This is a genomic window from Stenotrophomonas sp. 220_Sma, from assembly GCF_056487375.1.
On the sequence record NZ_CM151348.1, the window covers coordinates 3,600,629 to 3,618,960 of the forward strand.

Here is an 18,332-nt window from a genome sequence, read left to right on the forward strand (position 1 = left end):
TCTCCACAACGCGCGCCCGCATGGCGCAGTGCCGCATTGTCGCAGAACCGGCCGACAGGCGCAGTGGTCAGAAAAAGGGGACGGAGGGGATTAAGCCGCAATCGGCCGCTACGGGCTGGATACGTCTTAATTCCCTCCGTCCCCTTTTCGGATCCCTTTTCGGATCCGGTCAGACCTTGCAGCCGTCCGGGCCGCAGGCCTCGTCGCCGTCAGCCGGGGCCGCAGGCGCGCCCTGCTCGGCGGCGATCTGGCGCAGGGCGTTGGCGAAGGCCTCGGGGGGCTGCGCCCCGGAAATGGCCCACTTTCCATCGATGACGAAGGTCGGCACCGAGGAAATGCCCAGCGCATGGGCCTGCGCCAGCTTGGCTTCGACCTCGGCCAAGCCGCGGTCGGAGGCCAGCATCTGCGTGATTTCACCCGCGTCGAGGCCGCCTGCCGCGCCCGCCTTGATCAGCACCGAGGGGTCCGCCAGGTTCTGACCGTGCTCGAAGTGGGCGCGGAACAGTGCTTCGCCCACCGCATCCTGCACGCCGTGCTCGCCCGCCAGCCACAACACCCGGTGCGCCGGCAGCGTGGTCACCCGCACCTGGCCCTGGCTGAAGTCCATCGGCAGGCCCTCGGCCCGCGCGGTGGTCTGGGTCTGGCCGAGGATCTGTTCGGTACGCTCAACGCCGCCGAACTTGCGCACATAGGCCTCGCGCAGCGGCACCGGGGTGGCGTCCGCATCCGGGTCGAGCTGGAACGGCTGCCAGTGGATATCGAGTTCAGGCGCGTTGGCGCCCAGCAACTGCACGCCCTGCTGGAAACGATGCTTGCCGATCCAGCACCAAGGGCAGACCACGTCGGAGTAGATGTCGATTCTCATCCTTTCCACATGGGGGCCGACACCCTCGATAAAAGGGGACGGAGGGGATTAAGTCGTTTCCCGCACAGATGGGGTAAAGACGACTTAATCCCCTCCGTCCCCTTTTTGGCGGTTTCACCACTCTGAATACGGGTGGCTGGCCAGGGCAACGTTGTAGTAGCGGGCATCATCGGTGACTTCGGCACCCACCCAGTCCGGCAGGTCGATGGCCTGGTCAGCGCTGTCCAGCTCAACCTCAGCCACTACCAGGCCGGCGTTGTCGCCGAGGAACTCGTCCACCTCCCAGGTCAGGCCGGCGTGTTCGACCAGATGGCGGCGCTTGTCGATCAGGCCGCCCACGCACAGCGCCAGCAGTGCGCGCGCATCGTCCACCGGGATCGGATAGTCGAACTCCTGGCGGGTGTGGCCGATGGTGCGCGACTTCAGGTTCAGCGCGGCGTGGTCGCCCTCGATGCGCACGCGCACCGAGGCGTTCTGGGTGCCGCGGTCGAGCGCGCCCATGTCGTTGATGTAGCCCTGCGCCATCGGGATCACCCGGTGCGCGGCGGCGCGCCAGCCATCACTGCTGACGAGGAATTTGCGTTCGATTTCGATGCCCATCGGGCCATTATGCGCGATGGGCATGACAGCCGATCAGCGCTTCTCGAATACCGCGATGCTTTCCACGTGTGCGGTGTGCGGGAACATGTCCATGGCACCGGCGCTGACCAGGGTGAAGCCCTGTTCGTTGACCAGATAGCCGGCATCGCGTGCCAGCGAACCCGGGTGGCAGCTGACGTAGACGATGCGCTTGAACTGCTTCAGCGGCAGCTGCTGCAGCACTTCGATCGCGCCCGAGCGCGGCGGATCCAAGAGCAGCTTGTCGAAGCCCTGGCGCATCCACGGCGTGCTGCGCTGGTCCTGGGTGAGGTCGGCGCTGAAGAACTGGGCGTTGGTCAGGCCGTTGCGCTCGGCATTCTCACGGGCCCGCGCGACGAGGCCAGCATCACCTTCCACACCGACCACTTCGCGCACGCGGCGCGCCAGCGGCAGGGTGAAGTTGCCCAGGCCGCAGAACAGGTCCAGCACACGCTCGTCCTCACCCGGCTCCAGCAGGTCCAGGGCGTGGGCGATCATCTTCTCATTGAGCTTGGCGTTGACCTGGATGAAGTCCAACGGACGGAACGCCAGCTCCACGTCCCACGGCGCCAGCCGGAACGACAGCGGCACGCCCTGCCCGTCCAGCGGCTGCACGGTATCCACGCCACCGGACTGCAGGTAGATCACGAAGCCATGCTGCTGGCCGAAGGCGGCCCAGGCCACGCGGTCGGCATCGCTGAGCGGCTGCAGGTGGCGCACGGTCAGGACCACGGCCTGGTCGCCAGCGATGAATTCGATCTGCGGGATGTCACGCTTGCCATCGAGCGATTCGATGAACGTGGACAGCGCCTCGACCTTGGTGCCGATCTCGGGGATCACGGTCAGGCACTGGCTGAGGTCGGCGACGAATCGCGGATCCTGTTCACGGAAGCCGACCAGGGTCTTGTCCTTCTTTTCGACCCGGCGCACCGAGAAGCGGCCCTTGCGCCGGTAGCCCCAGCTCTCGCCGACCAGCGGCGCCAGCACGGTGCCCGGCTTCACGTGGCCGATGCGCTCCAGGTTGTCCATCAGCACGCGCTGCTTGGCGACAATCTGCTGGTCTTCGTCCAGGTGCTGCAGCACGCAGCCGGCGCAGGTGCCGAAGTGCGGGCACTTCGGGGTGACGCGCTGCGGCGAGGCCTGCAGCACTTCCACCGTACGCGCTTCGTCGAAATGGCGGCTGCGGGCGGTCTGTTCGGCCATGACCACCTCACCCGGCAGGGCGCCGCTGACGAAGGTGACCTTGCCGCCCTCGCCTTCACGGCGGGCGACACCGCGACCATCATGGCTGAGGTCGAGGATCTCGGTCTGGAACGGGGTACGGTCGATGCGGGAGCGGGATCGGGCCACGTGGCAACAGGCTGCGGGCAAAAATGGGGGCGTATTGTCGCAGATCCTGACCGGCAGGGTCCGGACCCGCTTGCGCCCGCCGCCGCTGTGCTTGATGATTGCAACAGCTGACATGGAGGCAGCCCTGATGCAGATGACCCCGCGGGCCAGCCGGCCCCGCTTCCTGCTTGTCGAGGACGACATCATCAGCCGCGGCTTTTTCAAGGCGGCGTTGGAAACGTTACCGGCGGACGTGGACACCGCAGATTCATTGGCCAGTGCCCTGGCCAGCGCCGAGCCCGGCGCGCATGACCTGTGGCTGATCGACGTCAACCTGCCTGACGGCAACGGCGCGCAGCTGCTGCGCGAACTGCGCCGTTCACATCCCGACACCCCGGCGTTGGCGCATACCGCCGACGGCGATACCTCGATCCATGCGCGCCTGCGCGAGGCCGGTTTCAGCGACACGCTGGTCAAGCCGCTGGGCCGCGACCAGCTGCTGAAGGCGGTGCGCCGCGCCCTGGTCAACAGTCCGGCCGGGATCGTCATGGCCCAGGCGCCGGCCGCGGTCGAGCTGCAGGTACAGGACTGGGACGAGACTGCGGCACTGGCCGCGCTCAATGGCCAGCGCAACCACCTGATCGCGCTGCGCGAGCTGTTCCTGGCCGAGCTGCCGGGCGTACGCGATGCGGTCGAGCAGGCGGTGGACCAGCATGACGAGCGCCAGCTGCGCAGCCAGTTGCATCGGCTGCAGGCGAGCTGTGGCTTCGTGGGCGCGGCGCGGTTGGGCCGGGCGGTGCGCCAGTTGCATCATGCGCCGGAGTCCGGGCAGGCCCAGGCGGGATTCCGCGACGCGGTAGCTGCCCTGCTGCATTAAGGGTTGTTCGGCAGGGCTGCGCCCTGCACCTGCCGAAGCCTTCAAGCCAGGGCAACGTCAAAGGCCAAAGCAGCATTCCGTGGGATGGCGGGGCACTGTGGGTTTGCGGGGACGGCGCAAGTACGTCCATGTAGCCTTGGTCGCCGCATCCATGCGGCTCACACCCCGCAAACCCACAGTGCCCCGCCTTCGACAGTTGGCCGGTGGCCAGTAGATCCACGCCATGCGTGGATGAATCTCAATCGGAATCAAATATTTCGAATTGAAATCGAAACGCATCCACGCATGGCGTGGCTCTACTGTGTCGACCAAGGTCGACACCCACCAGAGCAGAGTGCCGTTCCGACAGCTCGCGAGAAACTGTCGAAGGCGGGGTGGGTCCGGTTGCGGGAGTGTCCGCGGCATGGATGCCGCGGCCAAGCCCCCATGGACGGGTTTACGGCGTCTCCCGCAACCGGACCCACCCTGCCATCCCACGGATAGCCAGCTTTTGCAGTTGACGTTGACGTTGATTCGGCAGGTGCAGGGCTGCAAGCCCTGCCGAACACCCCTCAACGCCTGGGTGCGAGCTGCTCGAGCATTTCCCAGGACTTCAGGCCGCGCGGCCCCAGGTGATGGGCCAGCACCCGCCGCATCGGCAGGCGCAGGCTGGCCAGGTCGGCGGCATCGGGCTCTTCATCGGCGGCCAGCGCCAGCAGCGCAGAACCCGTCGCGGCCGCCCGGCGTTCCCCACCGCGCTCGCTGAGCAGGCGCTGCGCGCCTTCCTGTGGGTCCAGTTCGTAGCGCGCGGCCGGGTCGATCGGCTGGCCGTCGCTGGCGCTGTCCAGATCGAAACCCAGGCCCAGCGCAGACAGCAGCTCGCGCTCAAACCGGCGCAGGGTCCAGGCCAGGCCAGCGCCCACGGCCAGCCGCGCGCGTGCCTCGCCGTAGGCCAGGTACAACTCCGGCAGCGGGTCCTGGCGCGGGGCCAGGCGCAGGGTCAATTCACTCAGATAGAAGCCGGCCAGCATCGCCTGGCCGACCAGGCGCGGGGCAGCATCCAGTGCCTCGGCACCCCGCAGCTGGGCCAATTCGCCCCGCTGCTGGGCACTGAAGCGGATCCACTGCAGCGGCTGCAGGGCCGCGCGCAGCACCTGTCCCTTGGCGGTGGATACGCCACGCGCGAGCAGGCCGATCCGGCCATGCTGCGCGCTCAGCACTTCGACCAGCAGGCTGGTCTCGCGATAGGCCCGTGCATGCAGCACGAAGCCGGTGTCGTCCTCGATCATCATCGAAGCGACTGCAACGGCTTACTCGTAACCGAAGGCCTTCAGTGCGGCCTCGTCGTCGGACCAGCCTTCACGCACGCGCACCCAGGTCTCCAGGAACACCTTGGCGCCGAACAGGCGCTCCATCTGCAGGCGGGACTTGGCCCCGATCTCCTTCAGGCGGGTACCACCCTTGCCGATCACGATCGCCTTCTGGCCCTCGCGCTCGACCCAGATCACCGCACCGATGCGCAGCAGGTTGCCATCTTCGGTGAAGCGCTCGATTTCCACGGTGGTGGCATACGGCAGCTCTTCGCCCAACTGGCGCATCAGCTGTTCACGTACCAGTTCGCCGGCCAGGAAGCGCTGGCTGCGGTCGGTGATCTCGTCTTCGCCGAACATCGGCGGCGCTTCCGGCAGCAGCGCCAGTACGTCGCGCACCAGTGCTTCCAGGCCGTTGCGCTTCTGCGCCGAGATCGGATGCACCGACGAGAAATCGCGGCCGGCCGTGACTTCCTGCAGGAACGGCAGCAGCGCGCCCTTGTCCTTCAGCCGGTCGATCTTGTTGACCACCAGCACCACCGGGATACCGGCGTCGCGCAGAACATTGAAGGCCAGGCTGTCTTCCTCGTCCCAGCGACCGGCTTCGATCACCAGCAGGCCGGCATCGACGCCTTCCAGCGAACCGCGCGCGGCGCGGTTCATCACCCGGTTCATCGCCCGCTTCTGCACCTTGTGCAGGCCGGGAGTGTCGACCAGCACCAGCTGGCCTTCCGGATAGGTGGCGATGCCCAGCAGGCGATGGCGCGTGGTCTGCGGGCGGTTGGAAACGATGCTGACCTTGGCCCCGACCAGGGCATTGGTCAGGGTCGATTTGCCCACGTTCGGGCGGCCGATGACGGCCACGCTGCCGCAATGATGGGAAGTTTGTTCGCTCACTTGGAATCCAGTTGTTCTAGGACGGCTGCAGCCGCCTGTTGTTCGGCAAGCCGCCGCGAGGCGCCTTCGCCCTCGGTGCTGGCGGCCGGGTCGGCTACGTTGCAGCGTACCCGGAAGTGCTTGGCGTGGTCGTCACCGGATTCTGACACCAGTTCATACTGCGGCAACGCCTTCTGTCGGGCCTGCAGCCATTCCTGCAGGCGGGTCTTGGGGTCCTTCTCGGGCCGACCGGAAGCCGGCAATGCCTCGATCGAAGCGCTGAACCAGGGCAGTACCACCGCCCGGCAGGCCTCGAAGCCGGCATCCAGGTAGATCGCGGCCACCACGGCTTCCACGGCGTCGGCCAGAATCGAGTCGCGACGATGACCGCCGGACTTCATTTCGCCGGGGCCCAGGGTCAGCCGCTCGCCCAGTTCCAGGGTGCGCCCGATCACCGCCAGCGCGCCTTCACGCACCAGCTCGGCACGGGCACGGGTCATCGCGCCTTCGTCGGCCTTGGGCCAGCGTCGGTACAACGCCTCGGCCGCCATCATGTTAACGATGCTGTCGCCGAGGAACTCCAGGCGCTCGTTGTGCGGCGCACCGGCACTGCGATGCGTCAGCGCCTGCTTGAGCAGGGCCGGGTCGCTGAAGGCATGACCGATCAGGTCGCCACGTTGGATGAATTTACTGGGCACCGCTTCGTGTCAGGTCCTGGGAAGAATCGAATTTGCCAACCACATCGAGGTTGCCGATCAGCTGACGGCGCACTTCGTAGTTGACCTTGAGGGTCCAGCCATTGTCGCGACGGTCGAACTTCACGTTGGCCGGCTTCACGTTGTCCGAATAGTTGATGTACAGCCGCTTGAAGAACAGGTCCTGGATGCGCGCCGGCTCCATGCTGCCCACGCCCGGCTCGTTGGCCAGGCTCTTCATCGCCGAGCGCACCGCGTAGTACTCCTGGTACATCGGGAACAGCTTCATGGCGATGTAGAGGAAGAAGCCAACCACGATCAGGACCGTCAGGAACGAGGTCAGGGTCATGCCACGCTGCGTGTTCATCGTCTTCATTGCGTTCTCCCCAGATACGCGTTGGATGTGAAAATACTCAGTTGGTGCCCGCTCAGTTGATGCTCGAGCCGATCCGCGACGGCTCGAAGCCATCCTTGCAGAACCAGCCCTGGCAGTTCAGCCAGATCAGGAACGCCTTGCCACGCAGGTTCTCTTCCGGCAGCAGGCCCCAGAAACGGCCATCATCGCTGTTGTCGCGGTTGTCGCCCATCACCAGGTACTTGCCGGCCGGCACGGTCCACTGGCCCTGGCCACGCGGATAGTCGGTCTCCAGCACCGTGTGGGTGCGGCCCGGCAGGTGCTCGACCAGCAGGTTGGCGCCCTCGCCCTGGCCCTTGTGGCCGGCGTAGATCCCCTTGTTGTCGTACTTCAGCGGCTCGCCGTTGAGGATCACGCCGTCGCCTTCGAAGACCACGGTGTCACCCGGCACGCCGATCACGCGCTTGATGAAGTTCTCGCCCTTGGCCGGATCGTTCTCGCCATGGCCGGGGAAGTGGAACACCACCACGTCACCACGCGAGGGCTCACCCACCGGCACGAACTTGGTGTTGCTGATCGGCAGGCGCAGGCCGTAGGAGAACTTGTTGACCAGGATGAAATCGCCGATCAACAGGTTCGGCATCATCGAGCTGGACGGGATCTTGTACGGCTCGGCAATGAAGCTGCGCACGATCAGCACGATCGCCAGCACCGGGAAGAACGCACGCGAGTAGTCCACCAGCACCGGCTCGGAATCGAGCAGGCCCGCGCGCTGGGCGCGACGCTTGGCGAGGTACAGCTTGTCCGCGAGCAGGATCAGGCCCGAGGCCAGGGTCAGCACGACCAGGAGGATCTCAAACAGTTTCATTCAGGGTCCTTTGCAACGTCACCAGACGACCGGCCCCGCAGGGCCGGTGCGGGCTTACTTGTTGTCCATCTGCAGCACGGCCAGGAACGCTTCCTGCGGGATCTCCACGCGGCCGACCTGCTTCATGCGCTTCTTGCCTTCCTTCTGCTTTTCCAGAAGCTTCTTCTTGCGCGAAACGTCGCCACCATAGCACTTGGCCAGCACGTTCTTGCGCATGGCCTTGACCGTGGTACGGGCGATGATCTGCGAGCCAACGGCGGCCTGGATGGCCACGTCGAACATCTGGCGCGGGATCAGGTCCTTCATCTTTTCGCACAGTTCGCGGCCGCGACGGTCGGCATGGCTGCGGTGCACGATCAGCGACAGTGCATCGACCTTGTCACCGTTGATCAGTACGTCCACGCGCACGAACGGGCCTGCGTCGAAGCGCACGAAGTGGTAGTCCAGCGAGGCATAGCCACGGCTGACCGACTTCAGCTTGTCGAAGAAGTCCAGCACCACCTCGGCCATCGGCAGCTCGTAGCTGATCTGCACCTGGCTGCCCAGGTAGTTGATGCCGATCTGGCTGCCGCGCTTCTCTTCGCACAGCTTGATGATGTTGCCGATGTACTCCTCGGGGGTGAGCACGTTGGCACGGATGATCGGCTCGCGGATCTCCTCGACCTGGTTCACCGGCGGCAGCTTGGCCGGGTTGTCCATGTTGATGATCGAGCCATCGGTCTTCAGGACTTCATACACCACCGTCGGCGCGGTGCTGATCAGGTCCAGGTTGTATTCGCGCTCCAGGCGCTCCTGCACGATTTCCATGTGCAGCATGCCGAGGAAGCCGCAGCGGAAGCCGAAGCCCATCGCCTCGGAGCTTTCCGGCTCGAAACGCAGCGCGGCATCGTTCAGGCGCAGCTTGTCCAGCGCTTCGCGCAGGTCCGGGTAGTCCTCGGCATCGACCGGGAACAGGCCGGCGAACACGCGCGGCTGCATTTCCTGGAAGCCCGGCAGCGGCTTCGGTGCCGGGTCGCCGGCCAGGGTCAGGGTGTCGCCGACCGGCGCACCGTGCACGTCCTTGATGCTGGCGGTGACCCAACCCACTTCACCTGCACGCAGCGCCGGCAGCACCTTGCGCTTCGGGGTGAACACGCCGACGTTGTCGACCTGGTGGTTGCGGCCGGTGGACATCACCTGCAGCTTGTCACCGGCCTTGATCTCGCCCTGCATCACGCGCACCAGCGAGACCACACCCAGGTAGTTGTCGAACCAGGAGTCGATGATCAGCGCCTGCAGCTTGTCGGTGTCGCGCGGCTTCGGCGGCGGGATGCGATGCACGATCGCTTCCAGCACGTCCTGCACGTTCAGGCCGGTCTTGGCACTGACCGGCACGGCGTCGGAGGCGTCGATGCCGATCACGGCCTCGATCTCGGCCTTGGCGCGCTCGATGTCGGCGGTGGGCAGGTCGATCTTGTTGATCACCGGCACCACTTCCAGGCCCTGCTCCACGGCGGTGTAGCAGTTGGCCACCGACTGCGCTTCCACGCCCTGGGCCGCATCGACCACCAGCAGCGCGCCTTCGCAGGCGGCCAGCGAGCGGCTGACTTCATAGGAGAAGTCGACGTGGCCGGGGGTGTCGATGAAGTTCAGATGGTAGGTCTGCCCGTCCTTGGCCAGGTACGGCAGCGACACCGACTGCGCCTTGATCGTGATGCCACGCTCGCGCTCGATCGGGTTGGAGTCGAGCACCTGCGCTTCCATCTCGCGGGCCTGCAGGCCACCACAGAGCTGGATGATGCGGTCGGCCAGCGTGGACTTGCCGTGGTCGACATGGGCGATGATGGAGAAGTTGCGGATGTTCCGCATCGAATCAGAAGACATAGGTGGCGGCGGCGCGCGGCGTCGTCAGGGTAACGGTCGATTATCGCATGCCCGGCGCCCGCCCGCGAAAACGGCCTCATCGGACCGGGCCCGGAATGGCCGAAGCCCCGCCAGGGCGGGGCTTCGGGGAAAAGCCGGGGCCGCCGAAGCGGCCCCGGCAGGCCTTACTGGCCGGCCTTGACCGCGACGAACGCGCTGTTACCGCTGCCGGTGCGCACCAGCAGCATCACCACGTCGCCCTTCTTGTAGCTGGAAAGCGCACGGTTCAGCGCGTCCACGCTGCCGACCTGGGTGCTGGCCACCTGCAGGATCACCATGCCCGGAGACAGGCCCGCATCACGCGCGCCCTGGCCCTTGACCCCGGTGATGCGCACGCCTTCGCCCGATTCCAGGCCCAGCTGCTTGCGCTGCGGTGCGGTCAGGTCACTGACGTCCAGCCCCAGCAGGGCATTGGCGCCGGCCTGCGGAGCCGCATCGCTGTCGCCGGTGGCCGGGCCACGCGAACCGGCCTGCCCGTCTTCGGTCAGTGCGGTCAGGGTGGCACTGAGGTCGCGCGGCTTGCCATCACGGATCACGCCCAGGGTGACCCGGCTGCCCGGTGCCATCGCGCCGATCAGCGGCGGCAGGTCGGACCAGCTGTTGACCGGCGCGCCGTTCACCGAACGGATCACATCGCCGATCTTCACCCCGGCCCGGGCTGCAGCCGAGTCCGGCACGATCTGGTTGACCAGGGCGCCGCGGCTGTCCGGCAGGCCCATCGCCTGCGCCTTCAGCCCGTCGATTTCCTGCACCACCGCGCCGAGCTGGCCACGGGTGACCTTGCCGGTCTTCTTGATCTGCTCGACCGCGCTCATCGCCAGGTCGATCGGGATCGCGAAGCTGATTCCCATGTAGCCGCCCGAGGCGGAGAAGATCTGCGAGTTGATGCCGACCACTTCGCCACGGGTGTTCAACAGCGGGCCACCGGAGTTGCCCTGGTTGATCGCCACGTCGGTCTGGATGAAGGGCACGTAGCGCTGGTCCGGACCACCTGTGCTGCGGCCGAGGGCGCTGACCACGCCGGCAGTGACCGAGTGGTCGAGGCCGAACGGCGAACCGATCGCGACCACCCACTGACCCGGCTTGAGGGAGTTGGAGTCGCCAACGCGCACGGTCGGCAGGTTCTTGCCGTCGATTTTCAGCAGTGCCACGTCGTACTGCTGGTCGCTGCCCACCACTTTCGCGGTGAACTCACGGCGGTCACCCAGCTTGACCTTCACCTCGCTGGCATCGGCCACCACGTGGTAGTTGGTCAGCACATAGCCATCGGGCGAGATGATGAAGCCCGAGCCCATGCCGCGGCCCTTGATGCTGGGGCCACCGTCCGGACCGCCCGGGCCCTGCCCCGGCATCGGGAAATCCGGGCCGAAGAAGCGGCGGAAGAACTCCGGCATGTCATCGTCGCCGCCCATCGGGCCCCGCGAGGCCTGGCGGTTGTTGCGGACGATGGTGGTGTCGACGTTGACCACGCCAGGCCCGACCTGTTCGACCAGATTGGTGAAGTCAGGCAGGCCCGTGACCAGCGGCTGGGCCGGGGCCCGCGGCGCGGCGGCCGGCGCGGCCTGGGTCTGGGCGGCCGGAGCCGGGGCCTGCGCGCAGGCCACCAACGGCAGGGTCAGGGCCAGCAGGCCCATGGCCTGCGTGCGGAGTCGGGGAGTCATCGGACGGCAACCTCCGGATCGGATGGAAAGAGGAATACGAGCCCCGCCGGCGGCGGGGCGTGAAAGCGCCCGGCTCAGTCGCGCGGGCGCGGCGGCACCGGCAGGTCGTCCTGCAGGCGCGGCTCGAACGGGTAGAACGCGGCGCCCCCGGCGTGGGCCGGGAAGCTAGCATTGAGCGCGCCACCGGCAGCGGGCGCCAGGCTGGAGCGCGGCCACGGTCGCGCCTGCAGGCCACCAACCTCACCGAACGGCATGTTGCGGCTGGCATTGGCCGGCACGGTCGGGGTCAGCGGCGCCTGTGCGGCGGCCACGGCGCGTTGCGGCATGTCCTCGCGCTGGGCGGCACGCGCGGCCTGCTGGCTGCGGGTAGCGCTGGCGCGACGGGTGTCCTGGCGTCGGCTGGCCGCGGCCATGGCCACTGCCGGTACACCGGCCACGGCCATTGCGGCGGTATCCACCGAGGCTTCGGTTACCGGAGCCGGCGTCGTCGGCGCCGGAGCGGGCGCAAGTTCGGCCTGGCTGGCGATCACCTGCGGTGCCAACGGCTCGCCCGGGGTGGCTTCCTTCAGCTTCTCGCCACCCATGAACAGCGCCACCGCCGCCACCGAGGCGGCCAGTGCGGCGCCACCGCCCCAGGCCCGCCAACCGCTGCGGCGCACCTCGCGGCGCGGCTCGGCCTGCGGCGCCGGTTCGGCAGCGATGGCGGCGGCCACGGCCGCGCTGAAGCCGGCCGGCGCCAGCGCCGAGGCCTGCCCGCGCATCACGTCACCCAGCAGCTGCCAGCGTTCCTGGCAGCCGGCCAGCTCGGGGTCGTGCTCCATCCGGCGCAGCAGGAAGCGCGCTTCGTCGGCGCCCAGCTCGCCATCGACCAGGGCCGACAGCTGTTCGCGATGGCGCTGGTCCAGGCGCTGCCCGGCGGGCGATTGGTGGTTCTGCGATTCGTTGAACGGATTACTGGTCATACGCGGCTCTTCTCACGGGTGGCGCTGCCGATGTCCAACAGCGGCCGGAGTTCGGTGTCGATCGCCTCGCGCGCCCGGAAGATCCGTGAACGCACGGTGCCGATCGGGCACCCCATTTTCTGCGCGATATCTTCGTAACTCAGGCCTTCCACCTCGCGCAGGGTGATCGCCAACCGGAGTTCTTCCGGCAGCGCATTGACGGCCTTCATCACCGTCTGTTCCAGTTCCTGGCGCATCAACTCGCGTTCGGGCGTATCGGTGTCGCGCAGGCGCGTCCCGCTGTCGAACTGTTCGGCGTCACCGATGTCGATGTCATCGGTCGGCGGCCGGCGATTGTGTGAAGCCAGGTAGTTTTTGGCGGTATTCACGGCGATTCGATGCAACCAGGTTGAGAACTGGGCATCGCCGCGGAAACTTCCAATCGCGCGGTACGCACGGATGAAAGTGTCCTGGGCGACGTCCTGACATTCGCTCCAGTCGGCGATGTAGCGACCGACCAGGGCCACCACGCGATGCTGGTACTTGCGCACCAGGACATCGAACGCGGCGCTCTCGCCGTGCTGCACGCGCCGGACCAGTTCCAGATCCAGCTCCTGAGGTGTATCAACATCGGCCATGAGGGGCCGCACTCCTGTCAGCCCAACCGACGTCGGGCAATGAGACTGCCAATCCCGGGAAAAGTTCAGTCGCCGATCACCTGGCGCCGCACCAGCTTTTAACCACCGTTCCGTTAGCGTCCCGGTCCACGGCCATGGATCCGGGGTCGCCACTCCCCTGCTATTGGGATTTGACGCGGGGGAAACAACCTCTGGATCATAGCCGCTTCTCCATACACAACCGGATGGAACGTCCATGCTCTCAGGCTTCGATGGTCTCCGCTTCAGCCACTGGCACCCCGAGATCCGCGACGACGGCGTGGTGGTTCTCTCCCTGGATCGTCAGGACAGCAGCGTCAACGCCATGTCGCAGGACGTGCTGCTGGAACTGGGCGACCTGCTCGAGCGCATTGCACTGGACCCGCCCAAGGGCGTGGTGATCCAGTCGCTGAAGAAGGCCGGCTTCATTGCCGGTGCCGACCTGAAGGAGTTCCAGGAGTTCGACCGCCGCGGCACCGTCAACGACGCCATCCGTCGCGGCCAGGCCACCTACCAGAAGCTGGCTGAACTGCCCTGCCCGACCGTGGCAGCCATCCACGGCCACTGCCTGGGCGGCGGTACCGAGCTGGCGCTGGCCTGCCGCTACCGCGTGGCCTCCAATGACAGCAGCACCCGCATCGGCCTGCCGGAGACCCAGCTGGGCATCTTCCCGGGCTGGGGTGGCAGCGCGCGCCTGCCGCAGCTGGTCGGCGCACCGGCGGCGATGGACATGATGCTGACCGGCCGCACCCTGTCGGCCTCGGCCGCGCGCGGCATCGGCCTGGTCGACAAGGTGGTGGCACCGGCAGTGGTGCTCGACACCGCCGTCGCGCTGGCCTTGTCCGGCACCACCCGCCCGTTCAAGCAGCGCGCGACGGCCTGGGCCACCAACACCTGGCTGGCACGCACCCTGCTGGCACCGCAGATGGTCAAGCAGGTCGCACGCAAGGCCAAGAAGGACCAGTACCCGGCGCCCTACGCGCTGATCAGCACCTGGCAGCGCAGCGGCGGCATGCCGATCCAGGCACGCCTGGATGCCGAGCGGCGTGCCGTGGTGAAGCTGGCCAGCACGCCGACCGCGCGCAACCTGATCCGCATTTTCTTCCTGACCGAGCGCCTGAAGGGCCTCGGCGGTGGTGACTCCGGCATCCGCCACGTGCACGTGGTCGGCGCCGGCGTGATGGGCGGCGACATCGCCGCGTGGGCCGCCTACAAGGGCTTCGAGGTCACCCTGCAGGACCGCGAGCAGCGCTTCATCGACCCGGCCATGGAACGCGCGCAGGCGCTGTTCGCCAAGAAGGTGCGCGACGAGAGCAAGCGTCCCGCGGTGGCCGCGCGCCTGCGTGCCGACCTGGAAGGCAACGGCGTGGCCGAGGCCGACCTGGTGATCGAAGCGATCATCGAGAACCCGGAAGCCAAGCGTGCGCTGTACCAGACGCTGGAACCGAAGATGAAACAGGACGCGCTGCTGACCACCAACACCTCATCGATTCCGCTGGTGGAACTGCGCGACCACATCCAGCACCCGGCGCAGTTCGCTGGCCTGCACTACTTCAACCCGGTGGCGCAGATGCCGCTGGTGGAAATCATCCACCACGACGGCATGGCGCCTGAGACCGAGCGTCGCCTGGCCGCGTTCTGCAAGGCACTGGGCAAGTTCCCGGTGCCGGTGGCCGGCAGCCCGGGCTTCCTGGTCAACCGCGTGCTGTTCCCGTACATGCTGGAAGCCGCCACCGCCTATGCCGAAGGCATCCCGGGCCCGGTGATCGACAAGGCCGCAGTGAAGTTCGGCATGCCGATGGGCCCGATCGAACTGATCGACACCGTGGGCCTGGACGTGGCCGCTGGCGTTGGCCGCGAGCTGGCGCCGTTCCTGGGCCTGCAGATTCCGGCCGCGCTGCAGACGGTGGAACCGGACAAGCGCGGCAAGAAGGATGGCCAGGGCATCTACACCTGGGAAAACGGCAAGCCGAAGAAGCCGGACGTGGCCAGCGATTACCAGGCCCCGGCCGATCTGGAGGACCGCCTGATCCTGCCGCTGTTGAACGAGGCAGTGGCCTGCCTGCACGAAGGCGTGGTGGCGGATGCGGACCTTCTGGATGCCGGCGTGATCTTCGGCACCGGTTTTGCACCGTTCCGCGGTGGTCCGATCCAGCACATCCGTGCGGTGGGTGCCGATGCGATCGTCGAGCGGTTGAAGGCGCTGCAGCAGCGCCACGGCGACCGCTTCGCCCCGCGCCCGGGCTGGGACAACCCCGCCCTGCGCGAACCGGTGGTGTGAGTTGATCGGCCGGGCCTGCGGCCCGGCACCCGCGGTAGTGCCGGCCGATGGCCGGCAGCCCCAAAAGCCAGAGCCGCAGCGGCTCTGGCTTTTCTGTTTGCTGGGCGGGGCGGTGTGGGCAGGCAGGACACGCCGTAAACCCGTCCATGGGGGCTCGATGGCGCCATCCATGGCGCCAACGGTCCTGCCTGCCCACACCGCCCCACCCCTGACAGTTTCCCGGTGACGGTCAGTGACCTTCGGGAGCTGGTAGGTGTCGACCTTGGTCGACACGCTTGGTCCACGCCATGCGTGGATGCGAGCGAAGCGACCGGCGTTTGATTTTGACTTTGATTTTCTTTTTTCTTCTCCGTGGCTGGACGCACACGGAAACCGTCAGAGGCCGGGCGGGTGGGGGGCGCAGGGGCGTGAGCCGCATGGATGCGGCGATCGAGCTTACATGGACGTACTTGCAGCGTCCCCTGCGCCACCCACCCGCCCGGCCAAGCGCGGCTTCTGCTTCTGCTTTTGCCTTCAGCGACCAACCCCACAGCCACGAGGGGCTGCGCCGTTGGCTGGAACCCCAGTCGAGCAAGCTCCACTCTACGGAACAACCTGTTACCCATACGGGGCATGTCCCCGTCACAGCCGCGTGCGATGCTGACCACCTGATCCCTGCCAGCGAGAACGCCCGCATGACCACCATCATCGCCCCGCGCGTGCACGACATCGGCGGACTCGAAGTCCGTCGCGCGGTCCCCACCCTGCAGGCGCGCAGCATCGGCTCGTTCGTGTTCGTCGACCAGATGGGCCCGGCACTCATGCACCCCGGCACCGCCATCGACGTGCGCCCGCATCCGCATATCGGCCTGGCTACCGTCACCTATCTGTGGTCGGGCGCGATCGGCCACCGCGACACGCTGGGTTCGGATCAGGTGATCCGCCCCGGTGACGTCAACTGGATGACCGCCGGCCGCGGCATCGCCCATTCCGAGCGCACGCCGCAGCCGGACCGCGACCATGACAACCCGATCCACGGCATGCAGACCTGGGTGGCGCTGCCGAAATCGCATGAGGAAATCGAACCGGCGTTCTACCACCATGCCGCCGCCACCCTGCCCGAGCAGCGCCGCAATGGCGCATGGCTGCGCGTCATTGCCGGCCGCGCCTACGGCGAAGAATCGCCGGTGAAGGTGTTCGCCGATACGCTCAACGTGGCGATCGACCTCGACCCGGATGCGGAAATCGATATCGACAACGGCCACCGCGAGCGCGCGCTGTACATCCTCGAAGGCGACGCGCAGCTGGATGGCGTGGACATCCCTGCCCAGCACCTGGTGATCCCCGAGGCTGGTGCGCGTGGCCGCCTGCGCGCGAAGACGCCGGTGAAGGCGATGTTGTTCGGTGGCGAGCCGCTGGATGGCCCGCGTCACCTGTGGTGGAACTTCGTGTCCAGCTCGAAGGAACGTATCGAACAGGCCAAGCACGACTGGGAGGCCGGCCGCTTCGGCACCATTCCGGGCGACGACAAGGAATTCATCCCGCTGCCGCAGTACTGAACATCGCGTGTTGCACACATCCGAAGGTGTATCCCTGCACCCGGCGTTGACACTACAGTCACCCGCTGATCATTGAAATGTGACATAAATCACACTTTCGACCGTCAAAGGAGTGCAACACATGAGCATGGGTAAACGCTTGTCCGCCGAGTTCCTCGGCACGTTCTGGCTGGTTCTGGGTGGCTGTGGCAGTGCCGTGCTGGCCGCCAAGTTCGGCGGTGACGGCAATCCGCTGGGTATCGGTTTCCTCGGCGTTGCGCTGGCCTTCGGCCTGACCGTGGTGACCGGCGCCTATGCGTTCGGCCATATCTCCGGCGCGCACTTCAATCCGGCGGTCAGTGTCGGCCTGTGGGCCGGCGGTCGTTTCCCGACCAAGGACCTGATCCCGTACATCATCGCCCAGGTCGCCGGCGGCCTGCTGGCCGGCTTCATCCTGCTGCAGATCGCATCGGGCGCCAGCGGCTTCGCCATTGATGGCAGCCAGGCCGGTGCATTCGCCAGCAACGGCTACGGCGCGCTGTCCCCCGGCGGCTACAGCGTGGCCGCGGCCTTCCTGTGCGAAGTGGTGCTGACCGCCGTGTTCCTGATCGTGATCATGGGCGCCACCCACGGCAAGGCACCGGCCGGGTTCGCCCCGCTGGCGATCGGTCTGTCGCTGACCCTGATCCACCTGATCAGCATCCCGGTCACCAACACCTCGGTGAACCCGGCCCGTTCCACGGCGGTGGCCTTCTTCGCCGGCAGCGGCGCGGTCAGCCAGCTGTGGCTGTTCTGGGTCGCCCCGCTGCTGGGCGGCGCGATCGGCGGCATCATCTACAAGTGGATCGGCAACGACCGCTGAGGCCTGTGCGGACCATTGCGGCCGACCATCGGCCGCAATGGTTACGCGTGTAACCGCGATTTGTGCGATCGCTCACGTTCCGTTAAGGTTGAGTTGACCGTCCGTGCACATGCCGGCCGGGGCGGCATCCGGGGATGGGATGCCAACGCTGCCCGCCCATCCGGCAGCGCCAAACGACACACCACCTTGGGGGATGCATGAAGTTCGCGCCTGTAGTGTTGTCGAGCCTGCTGTTCGCGGTGGCCCAGGCCGCCGCTGCACAGGCTCCCACCGAATGTCCTTCATTGCCGGCCAGCAGCGGCCTGCAGTGGCAACAGCAGGCACAGGCCGATTTCCTGGTCTGCCGCGCCAGCACCGGCGATGGCCGCGAGGTACTGAGCCTGATGCTCAGTGCGCGCGATCCCAACCTTCCATTGAACCGCTCGCTGCGCCAGGAAAAGGGCAGCTTCGGCGGTGAATCGCTGTATTGGTACCAGCCCGATCTGGGTGGCCAGCAGCCGCCCGGCTATGCCGAGCGTCGCATCAGTGTGGTCAAGCTCGACAAAGGGCGTTACGCGCAGATTTCGCTGTATCCGGACAGCGCGCAGGAACTGGGCTCGCTGCAGCAGCTGGCGCAGGGCATGAGCCTGACCCCGTCGGCCGTGGCCGCGGGGCGCTGAAGGTGACGGGGATGACTGCCTGGCAGCATCCCTGCAATGCGAGCCGATCCGACGGTAGTGCCGGCCGCTGGCCGGCACCCA

At 67.0% G+C, this 18,332-nt stretch carries 17 protein-coding genes; 5 read left to right on the plus strand and 12 right to left on the minus strand.

Going from position 1 to position 18,332, the window contains the following annotated elements:
- Window positions 1-169 precede the first annotated feature (169 nt).
- The 3 genes from ACZLIB_RS16950 to rlmD form a co-directional block, all read right to left on the minus strand.
- The gene (locus ACZLIB_RS16950; protein ID WP_132810595.1) at window positions 170-865 is read right to left on the minus strand and encodes a DsbA family oxidoreductase; all 696 of its coding nucleotides are present in this window, start codon (window positions 863-865) and stop codon (window positions 170-172) included.
- Between the two features lie 114 nt (window positions 866-979).
- The gene (locus ACZLIB_RS16955; RefSeq protein WP_049421258.1) at window positions 980-1,465 is read right to left on the minus strand and encodes a CYTH domain-containing protein; all 486 of its coding nucleotides are present in this window, start codon (window positions 1,463-1,465) and stop codon (window positions 980-982) included.
- 33 nt (window positions 1,466-1,498) lie between these two features.
- Window positions 1,499-2,833 carry a 23S rRNA (uracil(1939)-C(5))-methyltransferase RlmD gene (gene rlmD, locus ACZLIB_RS16960; protein WP_125895832.1) on the minus strand — a complete coding sequence of 445 codons (1,335 nt, stop codon included), beginning with the start codon at window positions 2,831-2,833 and terminating at the stop codon, window positions 1,499-1,501.
- 127 nt (window positions 2,834-2,960) lie between these two features.
- On the opposite strand from rlmD, the gene ACZLIB_RS16965 reads away from it, so the two are divergent.
- Window positions 2,961-3,689, plus strand: a complete 729-nt coding sequence (locus ACZLIB_RS16965) for a response regulator (protein ID WP_032129364.1) — start codon at window positions 2,961-2,963, stop codon at window positions 3,687-3,689.
- A 551-nt stretch (window positions 3,690-4,240) separates the two neighbouring features.
- Here ACZLIB_RS16965 and recO read toward each other — a convergent pair.
- From recO to rpoE, 9 genes are all read right to left on the minus strand, one after another.
- Window positions 4,241-4,960, minus strand: coding sequence for a DNA repair protein RecO (recO, locus tag ACZLIB_RS16970; protein WP_032129846.1), 720 nt, complete (start codon window positions 4,958-4,960; stop codon window positions 4,241-4,243).
- Between the two features lie 18 nt (window positions 4,961-4,978).
- Window positions 4,979-5,875, minus strand: a complete 897-nt coding sequence (gene era, locus ACZLIB_RS16975) for a GTPase Era (protein ID WP_010482823.1) — start codon at window positions 5,873-5,875, stop codon at window positions 4,979-4,981.
- A complete protein-coding gene (gene rnc / locus ACZLIB_RS16980; protein WP_032129847.1) occupies window positions 5,872-6,552 on the minus strand; it encodes a ribonuclease III in 681 nt (226 codons plus the stop codon). Before rnc ends, era begins: the two co-directional genes overlap by 4 nt.
- Complete coding sequence (locus ACZLIB_RS16985) at window positions 6,542-6,925, minus strand: DUF4845 domain-containing protein (protein ID WP_121504615.1); 384 nt, start codon at window positions 6,923-6,925, stop codon at window positions 6,542-6,544. The genes rnc and ACZLIB_RS16985 overlap by 11 nt, the downstream gene beginning before the upstream one ends.
- A 52-nt stretch (window positions 6,926-6,977) precedes the next feature.
- A complete protein-coding gene (gene lepB, locus ACZLIB_RS16990) occupies window positions 6,978-7,772 on the minus strand; it encodes a signal peptidase I (protein WP_032129848.1) in 795 nt (264 codons plus the stop codon).
- A 54-nt stretch (window positions 7,773-7,826) separates the two neighbouring features.
- The gene (lepA, locus tag ACZLIB_RS16995; RefSeq protein ID WP_032129849.1) at window positions 7,827-9,620 is read right to left on the minus strand and encodes a translation elongation factor 4; all 1,794 of its coding nucleotides are present in this window, start codon (window positions 9,618-9,620) and stop codon (window positions 7,827-7,829) included.
- A gap of 179 nt (window positions 9,621-9,799) precedes the next feature.
- Window positions 9,800-11,335 (minus strand): DegQ family serine endoprotease, encoded by a 1,536-nt coding sequence (locus tag ACZLIB_RS17000; RefSeq protein WP_032129850.1) that lies wholly within the window; start codon window positions 11,333-11,335, stop codon window positions 9,800-9,802.
- A 74-nt stretch (window positions 11,336-11,409) separates the two neighbouring features.
- On the minus strand, window positions 11,410-12,297 hold the full coding sequence (locus tag ACZLIB_RS17005; RefSeq protein WP_049421254.1) for a sigma-E factor negative regulatory protein: 888 nt from the start codon (window positions 12,295-12,297) through the stop codon (window positions 11,410-11,412).
- Complete coding sequence (gene rpoE / locus ACZLIB_RS17010; RefSeq protein ID WP_010482816.1) at window positions 12,294-12,914, minus strand: RNA polymerase sigma factor RpoE; 621 nt, start codon at window positions 12,912-12,914, stop codon at window positions 12,294-12,296. The genes ACZLIB_RS17005 and rpoE overlap by 4 nt, the downstream gene beginning before the upstream one ends.
- A 235-nt stretch (window positions 12,915-13,149) precedes the next feature.
- Between rpoE and ACZLIB_RS17015 the strand changes: the two genes are divergently transcribed.
- The 4 genes from ACZLIB_RS17015 (at window position 13,150) to ACZLIB_RS17030 (ending at window position 18,251) form a co-directional block, all read left to right on the plus strand.
- Window positions 13,150-15,213, plus strand: coding sequence for a 3-hydroxyacyl-CoA dehydrogenase NAD-binding domain-containing protein (locus ACZLIB_RS17015; RefSeq protein ID WP_478468208.1), 2,064 nt, complete (start codon window positions 13,150-13,152; stop codon window positions 15,211-15,213).
- Between the two features lie 674 nt (window positions 15,214-15,887).
- The gene (locus ACZLIB_RS17020; RefSeq protein ID WP_032129853.1) at window positions 15,888-16,751 is read left to right on the plus strand and encodes a pirin family protein; all 864 of its coding nucleotides are present in this window, start codon (window positions 15,888-15,890) and stop codon (window positions 16,749-16,751) included.
- 121 nt (window positions 16,752-16,872) lie between these two features.
- Entirely contained in the window at window positions 16,873-17,592 is a 720-nt protein-coding gene (gene aqpZ / locus ACZLIB_RS17025) for an aquaporin Z (protein ID WP_032129854.1), read from the plus strand.
- A gap of 197 nt (window positions 17,593-17,789) precedes the next feature.
- Window positions 17,790-18,251, plus strand: a complete 462-nt coding sequence (locus ACZLIB_RS17030; RefSeq protein ID WP_071229554.1) for a hypothetical protein — start codon at window positions 17,790-17,792, stop codon at window positions 18,249-18,251.
- Window positions 18,252-18,332: the final 81 nt, after the last annotated feature.

Bases quoted from the DNA above. Each gene is read 5' to 3' on its own strand.
- ACZLIB_RS17030 (WP_071229554.1), top strand. From the start codon at position 17,790: ATGAAGTTCGCGCCTGTAGTGTTGTCGAGCCTGCTGTTCGCGGTGGCC.
- ACZLIB_RS17020 (WP_032129853.1), top strand. From the start codon at position 15,888: ATGACCACCATCATCGCCCCGCGCGTGCACGACATCGGCGGACTCGAA.
- lepB (WP_032129848.1), bottom strand. From the start codon at position 7,772: ATGAAACTGTTTGAGATCCTCCTGGTCGTGCTGACCCTGGCCTCGGGC.
- ACZLIB_RS16950 (WP_132810595.1), bottom strand. From the start codon at position 865: ATGAGAATCGACATCTACTCCGACGTGGTCTGCCCTTGGTGCTGGATC.
- ACZLIB_RS17000 (WP_032129850.1), bottom strand. From the start codon at position 11,335: ATGACTCCCCGACTCCGCACGCAGGCCATGGGCCTGCTGGCCCTGACC.
- ACZLIB_RS17015 (WP_478468208.1), top strand. From the start codon at position 13,150: ATGCTCTCAGGCTTCGATGGTCTCCGCTTCAGCCACTGGCACCCCGAG.
- ACZLIB_RS16985 (WP_121504615.1), bottom strand. From the start codon at position 6,925: ATGAAGACGATGAACACGCAGCGTGGCATGACCCTGACCTCGTTCCTG.
- recO (WP_032129846.1), bottom strand. From the start codon at position 4,960: ATGATGATCGAGGACGACACCGGCTTCGTGCTGCATGCACGGGCCTAT.
- aqpZ (WP_032129854.1), top strand. From the start codon at position 16,873: ATGAGCATGGGTAAACGCTTGTCCGCCGAGTTCCTCGGCACGTTCTGG.
- ACZLIB_RS16965 (WP_032129364.1), top strand. From the start codon at position 2,961: ATGCAGATGACCCCGCGGGCCAGCCGGCCCCGCTTCCTGCTTGTCGAG.
- lepA (WP_032129849.1), bottom strand. From the start codon at position 9,620: ATGCGGAACATCCGCAACTTCTCCATCATCGCCCATGTCGACCACGGC.
- ACZLIB_RS17005 (WP_049421254.1), bottom strand. From the start codon at position 12,297: ATGACCAGTAATCCGTTCAACGAATCGCAGAACCACCAATCGCCCGCC.
- rpoE (WP_010482816.1), bottom strand. From the start codon at position 12,914: ATGGCCGATGTTGATACACCTCAGGAGCTGGATCTGGAACTGGTCCGG.
- ACZLIB_RS16955 (WP_049421258.1), bottom strand. From the start codon at position 1,465: ATGGGCATCGAAATCGAACGCAAATTCCTCGTCAGCAGTGATGGCTGG.